We start from the raw sequence: 16,930 nt of genomic DNA on the forward strand, positions 1-16,930 counted from the left end.
TGGCGGAAATTGGAGCTTATGTCGGGACAAGAGTACGGCCAAGATGGGCATATGACCGAACGCATGGAACTCGGCAAGTTCGCCGGCGAAGCGTACAAGGCGATGGCCGGCCTGGACCGGTTCGTGGCCCAGAGCACCCTCCCCAAGCCCCTCCTCGAACTCGTACGGCTGCGCGCCAGCCAGATCAACGGCTGCGTCTACTGCGTGGACATGCACAGCTCCGACGCCAAGCAGGCGGGGGAGAGTGACGCCAGGCTGCACGCCGTGGCCGTCTGGCGCGAGGCCCCCTTCTTCACCCCGCAGGAACGCGCCGCCCTGGCCTTCACCGAGGCCGCCACCCGCCTGTCCACCGACGACGTCACCGACGAGGTCTGGGCGCAGGCCGCCGCGCACTTCGACGAGCAGCAGATGGCCGCGCTGACCGTGGCCGTGGCCACCATCAACGCCTGGAACAGGATGGGCGTCGCCACCCGGATGACCCCGGAGTCATACAAGTCATGAGAACCCAGCGCGTGCTCGCCGCCGCGCAGCTCGCCAACTCCATCGGCGACGGCGCGTACCTGGTCACCTCGGCGCTCTACTTCGCCGACGTCGTGGGGCTGTCGGCCACCGAGATCGGCCTCGGCCTCACGCTGGGCTGGGCGGTCGGCTCGGTGGCGGGGGTGCCGCTCGGGCACCTGGCCGACCGGCGGGGGCCGCGCGGCGTGGCGGTGCTGCTCGCGCTCACGACCGCGGTGGCGGCCGGCTCGTTCGTGTTCGTCCGCTCGTTCGCGCTATTCCTGCTGGTCGCCTGCCTCTACGGGACCGCGCAGACCGGCCTGTCGGCGGCCCGGCAGGCTCTGCTGGCCGGGCTGGTCGAGCCGGCCCGCCGCACGGTCGTGCGGGCGGTGCTGCAGTCCACGCTCAACGGCGGCATGGCCGTAGGGGCCGCGCTGGGCGGCGTCGCGCTGGCCGTCGGCACCCGGGCCGGATACGTCGCGGTGTTCACGCTCGACGCCCTGAGCTTCCTGGTGGCCGCGCTGGTCCTGCTCAGGCTGCCCGCCGTGCCGCCCGCGCCGGCCGCGCCGGGGCCGCGGCTGGCCGTGCTCAGGGACCGGCCGTACGCGCTGGTCACGGTGATCAACGCGGTGATGCTGTTCTACATGCCGCTGCTCAGTCTCGTGGTGCCGCTGTGGATCGCGCAGCGCACGTCCGGGCCCGCCTGGATGGTCTCGGTGCTGCTCGTGCTCAACACCGGCAGCGTGCTGCTCTTCCAGGTGCGCGTGGCCCGCCGGGTGCGCGACCTGCGGGACGCGTCCACGGCCGTCCGCCGGGCGGGCGTCGTGCTGTTCGCCGCGTGCGCGGTGTTCGCCCTCAGTCCGCACGGCTGGATCTTCCTGATCGCGGCGGGCTGTCTGCAGGTCGCGGGGGAGATGCTGCTGGCCGCGGGGGCCTGGGAGATCGGCTTCGGTCTGGCCCCCGACGACAGGCAGGGCCAGTACCAGGGCTTCTTCGGCACCGGCACGGCGGTGGCGAGGATGCTCGGCCCGGCCGTGCTCACCACGCTCGTGCTCGACGGCGGGACCGTGGGCTGGTTGCTGCTGGGGCTGGCGTTCATGACGGCCGGCGCCGCGATGGCACCGGCCGTCAGATGGGCTCAGCGATCACTCGACCCGGCGGTCACCTGAAGCGGCGCAGCCGGAGGCTGTTGCTGACCACGAACACGCTGGAGAAGGCCATCGCGGCCCCCGCGATCATCGGGTTGAGCAGGCCGAGCGCGGCCAGCGGCAGGGCGGCCACGTTGTAGGCGAAGGCCCAGAACAGGTTGCCCTTGATGGTGCCGAGCGTCCGGCGGGAGAGCCTGATCGCGTCGGCGGCCACCAGCAGGTCGCCTCTGACCAGGGTGAGGTCCGACGCCTCGATGGCGGCGTCCGTGCCGGTGCCCATGGCCAGGCCCAGGTCGGCCTGGGCGAGCGCGGCCGCGTCGTTGACGCCGTCGCCGGCCATCGCCACGACCTTGCCCTCCGACTGCAGCCGCTTGACCACGTCCACCTTGTCGGCGGGCAGCACCTCGGCGATCACCTCGTCGATGCCGACCTCGTCCGCGACCTGCCGGGCGACGGCCTCATTGTCGCCGGTCAGCAGTACCGGGGTGAGGCCCAGCGCGCGCAGCCTGGCGATGGCCTCCGCACTGGTCTCCTTGACCACGTCGGACACCACCAGCAGCGCCCTGGCCTTGCCGTCCCAGCCGGCCGCGACCACCGTGCGGCCCTTGGCCTGCTCCTCCTCAAGGGTGGCCGCCAGGTCGGCGGGCAGGTGCTGCGACCACTCGGCCAGCAGCCTCGGCCGGCCGACCAGGACCGCGTGCCCGTCCACGATGCCCTGCACGCCGAGCCCCTCGACGTTGGCGAAGTCCTCCACGGTAGCGTCGGACTTCGCCTCCCTGGCGATGGCCTGGGCGATCGGGTGCTCGGAGGCGTGCTCGATGGCGCCGGCCAGCCGCAGCACCTCCTCGCGGCTCTCGCCCTCGGCCAGGTGCACGTCGACCAGCGTCATCCTGCCCTCGGTGACCGTGCCGGTCTTGTCCAGGACGATGGTGTCGATGCGGCGGGTGGACTCCAGCACCTCCGGCCCCTTGATCAGGATGCCGAGCTGCGCGCCCCGGCCGGTGCCGACCAGCAACGCCGTGGGCGTGGCCAGGCCGAGCGCGCACGGGCAGGCGATGATCAGCACGGCCACCGCCGCGGTGAACGCGGCCCCCGCGCCGTTGCCGGTGCCGAGCCAGAAGCCCAGCGTGCCCACCGCCAGCGCGATCACGATCGGGACGAAGATGCCCGACACGCGGTCGGCCAGCCGCTGCACCTCGGCCTTGCCCGTCTGGGCCTCCTCCACCAGCTTGGCCATCTGGGCGAGCTGCGTGTCCGCGCCGACCCGGGTGGCCCGCACCACCAGCCGGCCGCCCGCGTTCACCGTCGCGCCGGTGACGGCGTCGCCGGGACGCACCTCGACGGGCACGGACTCACCGGTCAGCATCGAGGCGTCGACCGCGGAGGTGCCCTCCTCGATCACGCCGTCCGTGGCGATCTTCTCGCCCGGCCGCACGACGAACGTGTCGCCCGACTTGAGCTGCTCGACGGGCACCCGCCGCCCGTCGGCCAGCTCGACGTCCTTGGCGCCCAGCTCCATCAGGGCCCGCAGCGCGGCCCCCGCCCGCCGCTTGGAACGCGACTCGAAGTAGCGTCCGGCCAGGATGAACGCGGTCACCCCCGCCGCGGCCTCCAGGTAGATGTTGCCCGAGCCGTCGGTGCGCTCGATGGTCAGCTCGAACGGGTGCGTCATGCCCGGCGTGCCCGCCGTGCCGAAGAACAGGGCCCACAGCGACCAGCCGAGGGCGGCCAGCGTACCGATGGAGATCAGCGTGTCCATGGTGGCGGCGCCGTGGCGCAGGTTCGTCCAGGCGGCCCTGTGGAAGGGCCAGCCGGCGTAGACCACGACCGGCGCGGCCAGCACCAGCGACAACCACTGCCAGTTCGTGAACTGCAGCGCCGGGACCATCGCCATCGCGATCACCGGCACGCTCAGCGTGACGGCGGCGATCAGCCGGTCGCGCAGCGGACGCAGCTCGTCGGCGGGCTCGGCCTCTTCCTTCTGCTCCTTGGCGACCGGGAGCGCGGCGGTGTACCCGGCCTTCTCCACCTCGCTGATCAGCGCCTGGGGGTCGAGCCCGTCGGGAAAGGTGACCTTCGCCTTCTCCGTCGCGTAGTTGACCGTCGCGGTCACGCCCTCAAGCTTGTTCAGCTTGCGCTCGATGCGGTTGGCGCAGGACGCGCACGTCATTCCGCCGATCGCGAGCTCGACGGCCTTTTCCTCGGTGAGGGAAGACATCACCTCTCCTTTCTCGATATCTCGGTGTTTTCAGTGGCCGTGGGGGGCCGACGGTTCCGCGGCGGTCGCGTCGCCCTGCGTGGCGCGCACGGTGAAGTCCGCGGTGCGGACCTCGTCCCCGTGCTTGAAGTCGAGGAACAGCCGGTAGTCGCCGATGCTCGGCACCTCGGCGTAGAAGGTGATCTGCGGACCGGCCTTCTCGCTCTGCTCGGGGTGCACGTGCAGGTAGGCCAGGTCACCGGCGCGGAGGGCGACCAGGTGGCCGTACGCGCCCAGGTAGGGCTGCAGGTCGGTGACCGGTTCGCCGTCTTTGCTCACCGAGAGGGTGAGCTTGCTCGCCCGCCCGGGGACCAGGTCTCCGTCGAGGCTCACAGTGTAGTCGCCGACCTTCGAGGAGCGGCTCGCCTCGGGCAGCGGCTTCGGCCGGTAGTCGCCGGCGGCCTGCAGGTCCGTGCCGAGCGTCAGCTTCTCGCCGCCGGTCGGGTTCCCACCGCCGGTCGGGGCGAAGTCGGCGAAGGCCCGGTACGGCCCCGCCGCCGGCAGCGTCAGCCCGACCGACCAGATGCCGTCGGGGGTCATCTCCGGATGCAGGTGGAGGAAGGTCGTCAGGTCGCGGGAGACCACGATGAAGTGCAGCTTCTTGTCGTGCTCCACCTGGTAGTCGGTCACCGGGCGGCCGTCCGGGCCGGTGACCGCGAAGCGGAAGTCGGTGGCCTTGCCGGTCTCGATCGGGGTCAGCGGGTTGAGGGTGTATCCGTTCTGCGACACTTGCAGCCCCCCGGGGGTGTCACTGGACGCCTGCTCCGGCGTCCCGTGCTCCTGGCTCTTCTCGCTCTTCTGCCCTTCGCGGCCCTCTTGGTCTTCGCCGGCCTCCTGGCCCGCGTGGCCCTCCTGGCCCTTCAGGGCGTCTTGGCCCTCGTGGCCGTCCTGGCTCTTCGCCATGGCGGTGTGGCTCTGTGTCGGCGGGTCCTGGGCCACCGGGCCGACCGCCCGGCCCACGCCCAGGGCCCCGCCGAAGACGACGGCGAGCCCCAGGGCGTAGGAGCCGAGCTTGGCGGCCGTGTTCATGACTGTCCGACCAGCTCGTATCCGGCTTCCTCGACCGCGGAGGCGATCTGGGACTCCTCGACCTGGCTCTCGCTGGTCACGGTGAGCCGGCCGCTGGCCAGGTCGACCTCGACGCCGGTGACGCCGGCCACGCCGCCGACCTCCTCCTTCACCGAGCTCACGCAGTGGCCGCAGGTCATGCCCTTGACGGTGTAGGTGGCGGTGCTCATTACGGTCTCCTTCAACGCGGTTCCGGTTCCTGCCGAATACTCTAACACGGTACCCCCCTAGGGTATTCCAGAGGGTATGAGATTCAGCTCACGGTTTCGCGTACGGACCGCTGGCGCCTCAACGGGGCGGCGAGCGTCGCGCGGCGACCGGCCACCACCGCGGTGCCCGGACGGGCGGCCCGGAAACCGCGGGAGTCGTTTCCGAAGAGCACCACGAGCAGGGGCATCGCGGCGGGGGCGACGAGCGCGCCGCCGACACCCTGCCCTGTGCGCCCGGCGAGCCCGCTCAGGCCGTCCCGCCCTGGCCGCCCTGGCCGCGGCGGCGATCACTGGCCCGCCGATCGGCGCCACCCATCCGGGGACGAACGCCCTACACGCCCCGAACAGCTCGGACCACCTCGTACAGCGGGCCCCCGCCGCCGGCCGAGAAGCCGAGACCGCGCTGCGTCTCCGGCATCGCGACGGACGCTTTTGCGATCACCATGATCTGGGCGGTGGCGGGAACGTAAGATACGGGCAGGGGTATGCCGCGCGCGCGGGACGTCCGGATATTTGGCATGATCGGGATGTTGTCCGAAGTGATTGGCAGGTTGCCCAGGACGGGATGGAGACAGGCCGGGGTCGAAGGGGTGATCCAGGCCGAGCTGAAGGCTCGTTCTACGCACAAGCCGCACATCAGGTTCGTGCGCAACACAAGGAGCGCAGCCATCCCTTGCTAGGCTGCATGTCAACCGTTGGGTCTCACCCCGGCAGGTGAGACCGTCGAAGAAGTGGGGTCACACCGTGAAGAAGCTGCTCGTTCTGGCGCTGGTCGCCCTTGGGGGATTGCTGATCTGGCGTAAGGTGCAGGCTGACCGCGCCGAGCTCGATCTCTGGACCGAGGCGACCGGCAGCGAGAACTAACCGACCGGCGAGGCGATGAGTGACGTCGTCCCCATCGAGCTGGCGTGCCTGGACCTGGCAGGCACCACAGTCGGTGACATCGCCATGGTCGAGCGCGCCTTCGCCGAGGCGATCGCCACCCAGGGCATAGTGCCCGGGACCGGAGCGTACGCGCGTGCCATGGTTCACGTGCACCGGTCCCGGGGCTGTCCCAAGATCGATGTCTTCCGGGGCATCTTCCCCGGTAACGAGGCCCAGGCCCAGGCGGCGAACCTGACGTTCGAGCGCTCCTACGAGGGTGCGCTGGAACGTGCCGGTCTGGAGCCCATGCCCGGGGTCCTGGAGGCGCTGGACAAACTCCGCGGCACCGGGGTCAAGCTCGCCCTGATCACCGGGTTCAGCCGTACGACGCTCAGCCGCGTGCTCGGCGTCCTCGGCTGGCACGACAAGATCGACCTCGCCATCTCCCCGGAGGACGCGGGCGGCCGCGGCCGTCCCTGGCCGGACATGGTCCTGCACGCCGTGCTGCGACTCGGCGTGGCGGACGTACGGCACGTGGCGGTCGTCGGCGACTCGGAGAGCGACATGCTCTGCGGACGCCGGGCCGGGGCCTCCGTGGTGGCGGGGGTGATGACCGGCGTGCACAGCAGGGAACGGTTGCTCAAGGGCGGCGCCACGCACATCCTGGACTCCATCGCGGACTTCCCAGGCCTGGTGCTGAGCGACGACCTCGGGACGACGCGGGTGGCTTCCCCGGCCCGGTAAGCTATCTTCGTCGAAGGGGCCTTAGCTCAGTTGGCAGAGCGCCTGCTTTGCAAGCAGGATGTCAGGAGTTCGAATCTCCTAGGCTCCACCAGGGAAAACACCCCGCCACCGATCTTGTGACGGGGTGTTCGGGCCATTAACGGGCCATTAGCCGCTAGGGCGGCGATCTCTTATGTCCGCCTCCACTCGCGCGCTGAGAGCGTCGGCGATCCGTTGGTCGGCGTCCTTGGTCGCGTGCTGGTAGATGAGCGCGGCCCGATCACTGTCGTGGCCCATTCGCGCTTTGAGGTCGGCCAGGCTCGCCCCTGACTGCGCGGCCAGCGTGTTGCCCGTGTGGCGAAGATCGTGGAAGTGCAGGCCCATAAGGCCCATCTCCTTGAGTGCGTCTGCCCACTTCGCGGCGCGCCGGAAATTGCCCCCGCGCAGGAACCCGCTGTTCTTCCCGAGGAACACGAAGGCGTCCTCATCGGGACCTACGTAGGACGCAAGATGCTCGGTGAGGGTGGGGACGATCGCGGCGGGGATGCCGATAGTCCGGCGGCCGGCCTTGGACTTGACCGGGCACAGGCGCATCTCGCCGCCGTCCAACTCGACGAGCTGTTCCCGGACTCGGACTGTGCGCGCCGCCAGGTCGAGGTCATGCCGTCGAAGTGCGATCACTTCGCCCCACCGCAGGCTTGCGAACGTGGCCAGAAGGATGAGCGCTCGGAACCGCCTGTCCGCCATCCGGTCGGCGAGTTCGAACACCTGAGACACCGTGATCACGGGACGCTCGGGCGTGTGTTCGTTGTCGGCACCCTTGATCCGGCACGGGTTACGGCTGATCAGCTTGTCCTCTTCTGCCGCCGTCATCAAGACGGCCCGTAGGAACCGGTACGCCTTGGCAACCGTCGAGATCGACGTGCCCTGCTCCAGGCGCTCGGCCCGCCATGCGCGGATCATCTGCGTTGTGATCTTGTCGACTTGGACACCGCCAAGGGCCGGCATGATGTGCCGGTCCAGCAGCCACGTGTAGTTCTCGATGGTCTTGGGGCGCAGGCCGGGACGCTCCTTGATCCAAGCTCGCGCGTAGTCACCCAACAGGACCTTCCCGCGGTCGGGATCCGTCCAGTCGCCCGCGATCATCTTGGCTTCAATGAGCGTGAGCGCGCGGTCTGCCTCGGTCCTGGTGGCATAGGTGGTCGCCCCGGTTCGCAGACGCCCGTCCGGCCCCGGGTAGCGGATCTGGAACCGCCCTGACTCGCGCTTGCGGATATTGCCGAATCGCCGGTGTCCGTCTCTGTTGGCCATCAGGCAGCCCTCCCCTTGAGGGTGTCGGCCGTTATCGGCATTACGGTTCCGGCCACGACGAAGGCGATCAATGCGGACTCTCGGATGCGGACATGGCGTCCGACCTTTACGAACTCGATCCGGCGTTCGGCGATCAGGCGACGGACGAATCTTGGGGAGGTGCTGAGGAGTTCTGCTGCCTCCTCTACGTTGAGAAGCTTGTCCATCACGCTGCCTCCTCTCCGGTTGCCGAAAGATCTTGTCCGCTCGCTCTGGCTTCCAGTTCTCGCAGGTGGGCGCGCCAGCGCTGGCGTTCTGCGACGCTGCGCAGCAGTCGCATGCCGGCCGGGGCGAGGTCCGGGTCGCCGGGTCTGACCGGTCGCCAGACGTAGCGGTGCGGATCGGTCGGCTCGTCGGCCTGACCGAGGGCTTCCAGGACCCAGGTGCGGCGGTCCTGCTTGTGCTCGGCGAGAGTCTTGTTCGACCACTTGCGGGAAACCAGGACGCGACGGCCCGCGTAGCCGAGGTGTTCGGGCTTGTGGGCCTTGCTGCGGCACCGGCCCGGAGTCATGCCGGGCTTGGCTCCCTTGGGCTGGACGCCGTACCGGAGCCAGTTCGGGCAGGTCGGTGAGCATGGCTCGTACCGCAGTGCCTCGACGAAGCGGGCGGTGTGGTGTCGCTGGGCTGGGTTGTCGAGACTTTCGCCGAGGCTCTTGGTGAGGTACTTGGAGAGGTAGCGGATGCACTGGTCGGCGTCGGGAGTGCCTGCGAGGACACCCTTGACGTCCACTTGGTCGCCGAAGCTGATCACATGCAGGGGCTCGGCGTTCTCGTCAGCGTCAAGCTGGTCGAGGGCCCGTTCCCAGGTGGGCAGGACCTCGCCGGTGGCTGGGTCGAGGTAGCCGGCCTCTTCCTCCCAGACGGGCAGGTGTTCGCCCTCGAAGCGCACCTCGTTCGTCTGCGGCCACCAGACCTGGTGGTAGGTGGCGGCGGCGATCTGCTTGACCTCTGCCCTGGGGAGGGTGCCGCGGATTGCCATGTGGAGGTGTGGTGCGAGCCGCTTCTGTGGCTCCACTGTGGCGAAGTACTGGACGTCGTAGCCCGCCACTCGGCGGAGATTCTGGACGAACCGGTCGACCAGCTTGGAGAAGTGCAGGGCATCGCGGGCGGCTCGTTGGTAGTTGTACGTCTCCGGATCGACCGGGACGCCGTCACGGACCTTTCCGTATGAGGGCAGGGTGAGGGTGACGAACAGGGAGGGGCGGTAGACCTGGCCGTCGCCGGCCTCGAAGGTACGCCCGAGGGTGGTACTGGCCATCTTGCGCTTGGGCAGGTTCGGAGCGTCCTGCCGCCGCCTCGTCGAGCGGATGCGCTTGGGTGCCGTCCGGCCCACGACCTTGCCGCGCATGCCTGCCGCGTTGATCTCTTCGTCAGCGGCGGCGCGGCGCGCCGCCGTACCCCCGGCCCGCCGCCCGCCCGCCGTCCGGGCGTGCGGCCTGGGGGCCGGTCCCGGACTGCGGCGGGACACCGGGCCGGGCACCGCACGCCACCCCGCCGTACCGATCGAACACACCGACCCGGGTTGCCGCGCCGCCTTACAGATGCAGCCCTACGATCGCACCTGCATGGCCGGTCGCCATACGTGCTTGGGGGCGATCGACGATCCAGGGTTGGTTCCTCACCCTGGCTCACTGGAAACGTGGCTGTTCGCCGTTACTACGGCTGAGGGGCCATATGCCTGGCCGCGAGTACGACTTGGTGCCGTGCGCTTCCAGGCAGCAGATTCAAACCCATGCCGCACGCAGCCCCGTGAAGACGAGCGATGCTCAGTTGCATGCCTTCTGCAGTTGATCTGTGCGGGAGAATGCCCCATGCGGTTTGGGTTGGACGCTCTGGAAACTTACGACTGGTCTCGCTTAGTTCACGCCCATGGCCAGGCCACCGATACTCTCGGCCATCTTCGGCGGCTGGTGCGGGATGATGACGCGGCGTGGGAGGACACGATCGTCCACCTTCACACAGCGGTCACTCACCAGGGCTCTGTCTATCCCGCTACGGCCCCGGTCGCGACGGTAGTCGCCGGGTTGCTTCAGGAGCCGGGGTTCGATCGTCCCATCTCATACGGTTGGCGGGAGCCACAGCGGCCTGTTCGCGCACACCTGCTTGACTTTCTCGCAGCTGTGGCCGGGGGCAGCGAACCGGAGCGAAGTGATAGTGAGCTATGGTCGATCTACCACGATCGTCGGCAGCAAGACCCGGATGAACCATGGGACATCGAAACGCCAGCCTGGGGATACGACGCCGTCATGGAGTGCAGGAACATCGCTCCCGCTCTGGTGGACCCAGTCCTGCGTTGCTTGTCTGATGGCGATCCACGTACGCGTGTTGCGGCGACCTCCGCAGCGGCGGCGCTCTGCCTGGTGCCCACGGTGTCGAGCCGGCGCACCGAGATCATCAATCTTGTCGAAGATCGCGCTCGCGACGCCGCTAATTTCCACGAGCGCGCCGAGGCGCTTGAGGCACTCGACCGTTTCGACAGTGTGAGCAGGTCATTCCTGTTCGATCGGCATCCCGGCGTTCGGCTCGTCGCGGCGTTCACCTCCAGCCTCGCACGCGATCCTGACAGCTCGTCGGCTGTGTTGCATACGGTGACAGACCTCAAGCGGGCCGCAGCGTGGTACTCGGATTCGCTTACGCTGCCCACAACCATGGGTTGGCCGAACCATCTACTCCATCAGGCTGTCCTCCGAGTGACGAACTTCGCCGATCTCTTGCCCACCGCCGTTGTAGTGGCAGCCACGTCGCTCCACCCCACAACGATCAAGGATCTGGAACTTCTCTTGGAGAGGGTCTTTCCGGAGGCGTTCTCGCCAGGTGACTCGCTCAACAATGAGCAGCGAACTTTCCTCCGAGCTCTTCTCGATAACAGTAGCCTCTGGGAGTCGGTGCCTTCAGGAGTGGCGCAGGAACTAGGTATTTCCCTCGCTCTCGTAGGGTTGCCTTCTGATCATGCGTCTTTGTCGGCCATCGTCAGCTCCTGAGGCTATGAACTGCGCGGGATATCCGCACGTTCCTGGGGCGCTCGTGGCTGTCTCTACCCCGCGGGGTTCCTGCGTAAATTGGCTCCCGCGTGCAGTAGCCGGCTACTTCTCCTCTTCGCCCCCAGTTAGAAGGTCGTAGAGCTCAACGTGATCGGGAATGCCGCGGTCCGAGCTGTACTCGACCAGGTGCAGGGTGGCCCTGTCGTAGAGGCTGTAGGTCAGGAAGTCGTCTGTCTGGGCAAGGACCAGGAGCCGTGACTCGATGTGCCAAACGGCATAGTTCCCGCTCTCTTCGTCCTCCCTGCTGTCGAGACGCCCAACGGCATTGGGCTGCCCGCAGAGCTGGGAGACCATGTCGAGTTGTGAGCGCCAGGCGGAGTCGAACTGCTGCCGTGTCGCTGATAGATCAACTTGCCATCGGTTCGATGGGGTGTATTGCGGAAAATCCTGCAAGTCAGGGTCCTCGTTGGGATCCTCGTCCTCATCGGGATCGTAGAAGTACTCAGGGTCGTAGAAGAGCGCGAAGGTTACGTCGAGCATCCGGACCCGGGTGCCCTCTACCCATGCTCCCCAGGGGAAGTTGACCTCCCAGTCGCCGATAGAGAGCACCGGGTCGTTATCGACCTTCTGCATGTACGTGATCACCGAACCGCCAGGAGGGAGCGGCCACCCAGCCCGTCGCCATGCCTCATCGAAGGGCCCTTCCTCCCAGGTCGATCGCGCGAGACTTACCATCGCGTCGACCACTTCGGAAGGCAAGGGACACCAGGTAAGCGCCATGACGATCGAGTCCTCCCATGTAAGCGCAAGTTCCGTGAACGCTAGGCCGAGGGCTACGACGTTCGCAAGCACGGCTACGGGCTCCCCTTGCGAGGATGCGAAGGCCAGGGCGGACGGTGCGCGTGATCGTCGTGCCATTAGCGTGCCATTAAGGGCGGTCAGCAGGGGTCAGTCACGGTCACTCGGGGAGCGTCGGCGGTGCAGGTCGAGGCCGTTGCGTTGGAAGATCAGACCGTTTTGCAAGCAGGATGTCAGGAGTTCGAATCTCCTAGGCTCCACTCATACAAAAGCCCAGGTCAATGGCCTGGGCTTTTGATCTTCAGCGGGCCTTGTTCTGGGGTCGTGCCCGCTGCGTGCCCGATGTGCTCAGGGCTCCCCTTGCCAGTTCGTCGAGCTTGCGTGCCACCTCGCGTTGACGTTCGTCTGTGGAGTGCTGGTAGATCAGGGCGGCTCGGGTGCTGGAGTGGCCCATGCGCGCCATCAGCTCTCGGATGGAGGCGCCGGCGCTGGCGGCGAGGGTGTTGCCGGTGTGTCTGAGGTCGTGGAAGTGGATCTTTGGTAGGTCGGCGTCCTGGAGGGCTTTGGTCCAGATACGGCGGTTGAAGTTGGTGTTGTGGAGCGGGCCGTGGTCGGGGCCTACGAAGATGAGGCCGTCGTCTCCCTCTACGGCGATGTCCTTAACGTGGGCCTTGAGTTCGTCGTTGATCAGGCCTGGGGTTGCGACGGTTTCGCTTGCCCGCTGCTGATTTGGGGTCGGTGAAGGTGAGTCCCTTGCCAGTGATCTGGATGAGCTGGCATTCCACCTTTAGGTTCCGGCATGGCTGGCCACCGAGCATCGTTGCTGGTCTGCGAGTTGACCCCTGAACCGGCTGATTGCGGCCCGGTCATGCAGGGGGCAGAGGACGATACGACACCAGGTGCGTTCCGAAAACGTTGCAGCGGAGAGAGTGGCGGTTCCCTCTCTACGATCATCACCCGGGTGGGCAAGCACAACAAGACTGTTTCTTGACCTATGCCTTCGCCAAGCTGTATCCGTGAACGCCACAAGTAGCGAGGTCTGGGATCCGTTCGGCACCCTCCGCAATGCCCTGTGGATCGGAGGTGGGCAATGGGCCGGGAAATCCACCGTTGCCAGGGTGCTGGCCATCCGGTACGGGCTGACCGCCTATCACTACGACTACCACGACGCGCGCGCACACAATGACCGTCGGATCGCCCGTCGAGTGCGACTTGGCGAGCCCACCGCGGATCCTGACCCGGAGACCGTCTGGGTGAACACCACCCCTCAAGAGATGGCCGACGAGACCCTGGCCGGCTTTCCCGCGCGGTTCGAGTGGGCGTTGGACGACCTGCGCGGCCTGGTGTCGGGGCGACCTGTCGTTGCCGAAGGCTGGGGTTTGCGTCCCGAACTGGTCGCTCCCATCATCGACTCGCCCTGTCGGATGATCGTCATGGTGCCGAGCGAAGCATTCCGTCAGCGCCAGCTTCGCGAACTGCCCCGTGCCGGCAGCCTCCGCCTCCAGGTGAGCGACCCTGAGCGAGCACAGGAGAACCGGCTTGCCCGAGACCGACTCGTCGCAGATGAGGCGGTCCGCTCCGCTTGCCGCTTGGGCATCCGAGTCCTGGAGGTCGATGGCTCCGACGATGCGGAAGTCGTGGCAGACACCGTGGCCGACCACTTCAGCTCCTATCTGTAGCTCACGTAGATCGACGGGTCTTACAACGCAGGTACGTCTCGCCCCTCGTTTGGGATCCAGCGATGCCACGAGGACCTGTCTCGGAGTTACGGTGCTGATCCGCAGGTTCTGCGTTCGCGTCAGGAGATCTTCCTTAGTGTTGGGGCTTCAGTCCTGTTACAGATGGAAGGCCAAGTCGGGACCGGAGAGCCACGAGCTGTAAAACCGTCGGCTCTGCCTAGAGGAGCTCAAGCTATCGTTCGCCCTGCTTAACGAGGTGGGCGAACGGTTCAACACGCCCCTGCGACACGATGTTCTCGTGCAGCGATTCGATGCCGCAGGAGCAGACCTGGTCCCTGGTCAACGGGTCCGGGTCCGAGTGACACAGCAGCACCGGTGGGGTGTCATGGTGGAGATCCTCGGTCACGAGGGCATCGGTGCATCGATCGATGGCGCGGCGATCGACAGTCCCTCCGGCGCCGGACGGGCGTGGCTTGGCGATCCGGCTGTTGGGACAGAGATGGACGCCGTGGTGCAAGAGATCCGTCGATGGAGTCCACCGGCGTGGGCGCGTCTGACGATTCGATCTCAGGACCTTCACAGCTTTCAATGGCTGTGCGACTTCTGCGGCACGCCCACAGTCCTCAGCCCGGAGGGCGACGGCGTGGTCATGGATGTCAGGAGCGCAGACGGCCCTGGCAGCCATACCGTCGTCACGCACCGAGAATGTCTGAGAAGCCGTCTGCATGAGTCGAGCAGCGAGCACGCGCGTGTCGACTCGGTGGGGCGGGGATGAGCGATGGCTGCATTCCGGATGAATCGTCACTACGTGCCAGCGTGCTGGCATGCCGTGGCCATGGCACTCCGCCGCGGTCGCCGACCTGACGCAATGAGCATGCGCCATAGGTGACGAGCTCTATGATCAGGTTCGTCCTGATCGTTGAGATTCGGAGAAGATGTCAATCTCATGCGCCGCGCCATGGTCCTTCTGGGTGGCGTCGCCCTCGCCGTCGGCGCGTTCGTCCTCTTCTACCGGGGCCCGGGACAACCGTTCATCCGTGGCTACGTGAGCGACGTCGGCGCCACCATGCTGGTCTACGCGTTCTTGGGGCTGTTGTGGCGCACCACCGCCGCACGCCGCACCGTGGCCACGGCCGCGATCGCCGTTGCCGTCGAGTTCTACCAAATAGTCGGCATGACCCCGCCGGGCATCGGCGGTGTCCTGGTCGGCGCGTTCCCCGACCCATGGGACCTGGTCGCCTATGCCGTCGGTATCGTCGCGGCCCTGGTCTGGGAACACCGATTGGTCCGATCCGGTGATCAGGCCGGCTGACTCTCGGACACCACCTCACCGGCACGCTGACGGTACGGACGCCCCACAGCGGCGAGGTCATCGGGTTCGTCCTGCGCGGTGGCCAGCCGTCGCAAAGCAGGATCGCCACATCTCGGGATAAGCCGGCGCATCGCGTTTCTCTTGATCGAGGTCAGTCATTGTCGTGCTTCCAGGAGCTCCGGTAGTAACGGCAAGATCAAGGCATTACGTGTCCATCGACCAGGATTCCGATGTCCGCCTATCGGGACCCTTCTGGCTATCCGCCTGGATGCACCTGTTCCGTCGACCTGGCGTTTTGTGGCTCTGGCACAAAGATCGTGATGTGGCCACTCTGGGTGAGCTATGCAAGCAGGATCCGCTTGCGGAGGAGGTCGAGATTCGCCCGGCCGAACATCTGGCGCTTGAGGGCCTTGATCCTGGTGACGTTGCCCTCGACCGCGCCACTGCTGTGGGGCAGGGTGAGACCGTTGGTGACAGCGTCTTGGTCCCGGCGGATTCCGCGGGCGAAGGTGCGGAGGGCGGGAAGGTCGTCGTCGGTCTCAACGTTGGTCAGCCAGTTCTCGAGGCGTTGGGCGCCTGTGCGGCCGGTCATCATCTGGGCGAACGCGGTCACGTGCTCGGCGAGCCGGGCCAGGGCGGTGCTGCGCTCCTTGAGCTGGGAGAGCTTGGCGGTCTCGTCGTCGGTGAGGTGGTCGGGGTGGCTGGTGAGCCAGCGGGTCGCGTCGCGGACCTTGGGCGGTGGCGCGGGTAGGTCCGCCACCTGCTGGTAGGGGCGTAACGGCTCGACGAAGCGGCGGACGGAGCGTTTGCTGCCGGTGTAGCCCTGCGCGGTGATCTCGGCGTGGAGTTGCGCGGCGTCGTGGACGCCCTCGTTCCAGCGGTGGTGCGGGTAGGGCCCGTATCGGTCGATGGGCCGTGGGCTCTTGCGCGGGCCGTTGATCAGCTCATCGGCGGTGGCTGCGAGCCGGAACTTGCGGACGGTCTTGTCGGCCAGGCCGAGGATCTTGCAGATCTCGGTGTGTGTACGGCCTTCTGCCAGAAGAGCATGGATGGTTGCGTGGCGTTCGCTGGTGCGGATCGCGGTGCGAGATTCGGGAACTGCGGGAATGGGGGCGATCTCGGTGTCGTGCTCGGCGGGTGACGTCTCAGGGGTGGATTCGGCCAGGTCGGCGCGGTGAGCGCGGACGATGGACTCGACGGCGGTGCAGAGGTTGGCCCACAGGTGCCATCTGTCGGCGACTTGGATCGCCTCAGGTGCGCCGTCGCTGGCGCCTTCGGCGAAGCCGCCGGCCCGATCGCGGCAGATCACCTGGATGCCGGGGTGTTCGCGAAGCCAGGTGGCGAAGACCTCGGCGGTGCGCTCGTCCAGAACGTCGACGGGCCGGTGGGTGGCCATGTCGATGAGGATGGTGGCGTAGGAGTGGCCGCGGCGTTTGGCGAATTCGTCCACACCGACGGTGGTGATCGGGCCGATCTCGGGGTCGGGTAATGCTCTGATCAGCCGGATCAGCAGGGATCGCGATGCGGTGAGGCCCAGCCGCGCGGCCAAGCGTGCTCCGGCGCGCCCGGCCAGGGCCAGCGCGATGTGTTCCAGCAGCCGCTGCGGAGCTGGAGTGCGCCGAGCGTACGACGGGGCCAGTTCGGTTACCTGCTCGGCGAAGGTGCCCACCAGGCAGTCGGGGTTGACGCAGAACCATCGCCGGACTTCCAGGTCGATGGTTACGGGCGCCTGGCCGCAGGTCAGGTCTTGCAGATGGCGGCGGTATCGGCTGTGGATCCGCGAGCTGGGCGTGCCGCAGCTGGCGCAGCAAGCCTCGGTGCTCTTCGGTCGTGCGCTGATCAGCAGGCCGTTGCCATCGTGGGTCACCTTCTCTACCTGGACGGCTGTCAGGTGTGGGAACAGGGCAGGCAGAAGATCGAGGCGGGAGCTGTCGCCGCCCGCCGGGAAGTGCAGCGCAATAGCCCTCACGGCCGCTCGTGATGATCGGATTCTTGGTCGAACCTGATCTTCGCGATGCGGCCGCCCTTATGCGTGACCCGTTA

Annotated in this window: 17 protein-coding genes, 1 tRNA gene and 1 pseudogene; 9 read left to right on the forward strand and 10 right to left on the reverse strand. The window is 67.4% G+C overall.

Annotated elements, in window-relative coordinates; genetic code table 11:
• Nucleotides 1-51 precede the first annotated feature (51 nt).
• Together ACWEJ6_RS24635 and ACWEJ6_RS24640 are read left to right on the forward strand one after the other, a co-directional pair.
• Nucleotides 52-501 carry a carboxymuconolactone decarboxylase family protein gene (locus tag ACWEJ6_RS24635; RefSeq protein WP_352328679.1) on the forward strand — a complete coding sequence of 150 codons (450 nt, stop codon included), beginning with the start codon at nt 52-54 and terminating at the stop codon, nt 499-501.
• Nucleotides 498-1,667, forward strand: a complete 1,170-nt coding sequence (locus ACWEJ6_RS24640; protein WP_452426423.1) for an MFS transporter — start codon at nt 498-500, stop codon at nt 1,665-1,667. Before ACWEJ6_RS24635 ends, ACWEJ6_RS24640 begins: the two co-directional genes overlap by 4 nt.
• On the opposite strand, the gene ACWEJ6_RS24645 is transcribed toward ACWEJ6_RS24640, so the two are convergent.
• The 4 genes from ACWEJ6_RS24645 to ACWEJ6_RS24660 all read right to left on the reverse strand — a co-directional run bounded on the left by ACWEJ6_RS24645 (nt 1,660) and on the right by ACWEJ6_RS24660 (nt 5,850).
• The gene (locus tag ACWEJ6_RS24645; protein ID WP_452426425.1) at nt 1,660-3,864 is read right to left on the reverse strand and encodes a heavy metal translocating P-type ATPase; all 2,205 of its coding nucleotides are present in this window, start codon (nt 3,862-3,864) and stop codon (nt 1,660-1,662) included. The genes ACWEJ6_RS24640 and ACWEJ6_RS24645 overlap by 8 nt on opposite strands.
• A gap of 30 nt (nt 3,865-3,894) precedes the next feature.
• Nucleotides 3,895-4,932, reverse strand: a complete 1,038-nt coding sequence (locus tag ACWEJ6_RS24650) for a hypothetical protein (protein ID WP_452426427.1) — start codon at nt 4,930-4,932, stop codon at nt 3,895-3,897.
• Entirely contained in the window at nt 4,929-5,141 is a 213-nt protein-coding gene (locus tag ACWEJ6_RS24655) for a heavy-metal-associated domain-containing protein (protein WP_352323852.1), read from the reverse strand. Before ACWEJ6_RS24655 ends, ACWEJ6_RS24650 begins: the two co-directional genes overlap by 4 nt.
• A 370-nt stretch (nt 5,142-5,511) precedes the next feature.
• Complete coding sequence (locus ACWEJ6_RS24660; protein ID WP_452426430.1) at nt 5,512-5,850, reverse strand: hypothetical protein; 339 nt, start codon at nt 5,848-5,850, stop codon at nt 5,512-5,514.
• A gap of 74 nt (nt 5,851-5,924) precedes the next feature.
• Here ACWEJ6_RS24660 and ACWEJ6_RS24665 point away from each other — a divergent pair, with 74 nt between their 5' ends.
• The 3 genes from ACWEJ6_RS24665 to ACWEJ6_RS24675 all read left to right on the forward strand — a co-directional run bounded on the left by ACWEJ6_RS24665 (nt 5,925) and on the right by ACWEJ6_RS24675 (nt 6,879).
• Nucleotides 5,925-6,044 carry a DLW-39 family protein gene (locus tag ACWEJ6_RS24665; RefSeq protein WP_013130296.1) on the forward strand — a complete coding sequence of 40 codons (120 nt, stop codon included), beginning with the start codon at nt 5,925-5,927 and terminating at the stop codon, nt 6,042-6,044.
• 15 nt (nt 6,045-6,059) lie between these two features.
• Complete coding sequence (locus ACWEJ6_RS24670) at nt 6,060-6,788, forward strand: HAD-IA family hydrolase (protein ID WP_387671844.1); 729 nt, start codon at nt 6,060-6,062, stop codon at nt 6,786-6,788.
• Between the two features lie 15 nt (nt 6,789-6,803).
• Nucleotides 6,804-6,879 (forward strand) — tRNA-Ala (locus ACWEJ6_RS24675).
• A 56-nt stretch (nt 6,880-6,935) separates the two neighbouring features.
• Here the strand turns inward: ACWEJ6_RS24675 and ACWEJ6_RS24680 are convergent.
• From ACWEJ6_RS24680 to ACWEJ6_RS24690, 3 genes and pseudogenes are all read right to left on the reverse strand, one after another.
• On the reverse strand, nt 6,936-8,078 hold the full coding sequence (locus ACWEJ6_RS24680; RefSeq protein ID WP_452426432.1) for a tyrosine-type recombinase/integrase: 1,143 nt from the start codon (nt 8,076-8,078) through the stop codon (nt 6,936-6,938).
• Nucleotides 8,078-8,284, reverse strand: coding sequence for a helix-turn-helix domain-containing protein (locus tag ACWEJ6_RS24685; protein WP_452426434.1), 207 nt, complete (start codon nt 8,282-8,284; stop codon nt 8,078-8,080). Before ACWEJ6_RS24685 ends, ACWEJ6_RS24680 begins: the two co-directional genes overlap by 1 nt.
• A pseudogene (locus ACWEJ6_RS24690) lies at nt 8,284-9,498 on the reverse strand (replication initiator); the annotation flags it as partial. The gene ACWEJ6_RS24685 and the pseudogene ACWEJ6_RS24690, both read right to left, overlap by 1 nt.
• A 739-nt stretch (nt 9,499-10,237) precedes the next feature.
• On the opposite strand from ACWEJ6_RS24690, the gene ACWEJ6_RS24695 reads away from it, so the two are divergent.
• Entirely contained in the window at nt 10,238-11,098 is an 861-nt protein-coding gene (locus ACWEJ6_RS24695; RefSeq protein ID WP_452426436.1) for a hypothetical protein, read from the forward strand.
• 102 nt (nt 11,099-11,200) lie between these two features.
• On the opposite strand, the gene ACWEJ6_RS24700 is transcribed toward ACWEJ6_RS24695, so the two are convergent.
• Both ACWEJ6_RS24700 and ACWEJ6_RS24705 read right to left on the reverse strand, forming a co-directional pair.
• Complete coding sequence (locus ACWEJ6_RS24700; RefSeq protein ID WP_452426438.1) at nt 11,201-11,950, reverse strand: hypothetical protein; 750 nt, start codon at nt 11,948-11,950, stop codon at nt 11,201-11,203.
• Between the two features lie 247 nt (nt 11,951-12,197).
• The gene (locus ACWEJ6_RS24705) at nt 12,198-12,656 is read right to left on the reverse strand and encodes a tyrosine-type recombinase/integrase (protein WP_452426598.1); all 459 of its coding nucleotides are present in this window, start codon (nt 12,654-12,656) and stop codon (nt 12,198-12,200) included.
• Between the two features lie 256 nt (nt 12,657-12,912).
• Here ACWEJ6_RS24705 and ACWEJ6_RS24710 point away from each other — a divergent pair, with 256 nt between their 5' ends.
• The 3 genes from ACWEJ6_RS24710 (at nt 12,913) to ACWEJ6_RS24720 (ending at nt 14,887) form a co-directional block, all read left to right on the forward strand.
• Nucleotides 12,913-13,575: a hypothetical protein gene (locus ACWEJ6_RS24710; protein ID WP_452426440.1), complete on the forward strand. Its 663-nt coding sequence runs from the start codon at nt 12,913-12,915 to the stop codon at nt 13,573-13,575.
• A 385-nt stretch (nt 13,576-13,960) separates the two neighbouring features.
• Nucleotides 13,961-14,350, forward strand: coding sequence for a hypothetical protein (locus ACWEJ6_RS24715; protein WP_452426442.1), 390 nt, complete (start codon nt 13,961-13,963; stop codon nt 14,348-14,350).
• A 171-nt stretch (nt 14,351-14,521) separates the two neighbouring features.
• Nucleotides 14,522-14,887 (forward strand): DUF2809 domain-containing protein, encoded by a 366-nt coding sequence (locus ACWEJ6_RS24720; protein WP_452426444.1) that lies wholly within the window; start codon nt 14,522-14,524, stop codon nt 14,885-14,887.
• A gap of 340 nt (nt 14,888-15,227) precedes the next feature.
• Here ACWEJ6_RS24720 and ACWEJ6_RS24725 read toward each other — a convergent pair whose 3' ends face one another.
• Nucleotides 15,228-16,856 carry an ISL3 family transposase gene (locus ACWEJ6_RS24725; RefSeq protein WP_452426446.1) on the reverse strand — a complete coding sequence of 543 codons (1,629 nt, stop codon included), beginning with the start codon at nt 16,854-16,856 and terminating at the stop codon, nt 15,228-15,230.
• Nucleotides 16,857-16,930 lie beyond the last annotated feature (74 nt).

The sequence above is a fragment of the Nonomuraea sp. NPDC004702 genome (assembly GCF_053601695.1).

Excerpts from the sequence above, each read along its gene's own strand:
- ACWEJ6_RS24640 (WP_452426423.1), top strand. The coding sequence starts at position 498 with ATGAGAACCCAGCGCGTGCTCGCCGCCGCGCAGCTCGCCAACTCCATC.
- ACWEJ6_RS24645 (WP_452426425.1), bottom strand. The coding sequence starts at position 3,864 with ATGTCTTCCCTCACCGAGGAAAAGGCCGTCGAGCTCGCGATCGGCGGA.
- ACWEJ6_RS24660 (WP_452426430.1), bottom strand. The coding sequence starts at position 5,850 with ATGGCTGCGCTCCTTGTGTTGCGCACGAACCTGATGTGCGGCTTGTGC.
- ACWEJ6_RS24655 (WP_352323852.1), bottom strand. The coding sequence starts at position 5,141 with ATGAGCACCGCCACCTACACCGTCAAGGGCATGACCTGCGGCCACTGC.
- ACWEJ6_RS24670 (WP_387671844.1), top strand. The coding sequence starts at position 6,060 with ATGAGTGACGTCGTCCCCATCGAGCTGGCGTGCCTGGACCTGGCAGGC.
- ACWEJ6_RS24680 (WP_452426432.1), bottom strand. The coding sequence starts at position 8,078 with ATGGCCAACAGAGACGGACACCGGCGATTCGGCAATATCCGCAAGCGC.
- ACWEJ6_RS24685 (WP_452426434.1), bottom strand. The coding sequence starts at position 8,284 with ATGGACAAGCTTCTCAACGTAGAGGAGGCAGCAGAACTCCTCAGCACC.
- ACWEJ6_RS24720 (WP_452426444.1), top strand. The coding sequence starts at position 14,522 with ATGCGCCGCGCCATGGTCCTTCTGGGTGGCGTCGCCCTCGCCGTCGGC.
- ACWEJ6_RS24635 (WP_352328679.1), top strand. The coding sequence starts at position 52 with ATGACCGAACGCATGGAACTCGGCAAGTTCGCCGGCGAAGCGTACAAG.
- ACWEJ6_RS24650 (WP_452426427.1), bottom strand. The coding sequence starts at position 4,932 with ATGAACACGGCCGCCAAGCTCGGCTCCTACGCCCTGGGGCTCGCCGTC.
- ACWEJ6_RS24715 (WP_452426442.1), top strand. The coding sequence starts at position 13,961 with ATGGTGGAGATCCTCGGTCACGAGGGCATCGGTGCATCGATCGATGGC.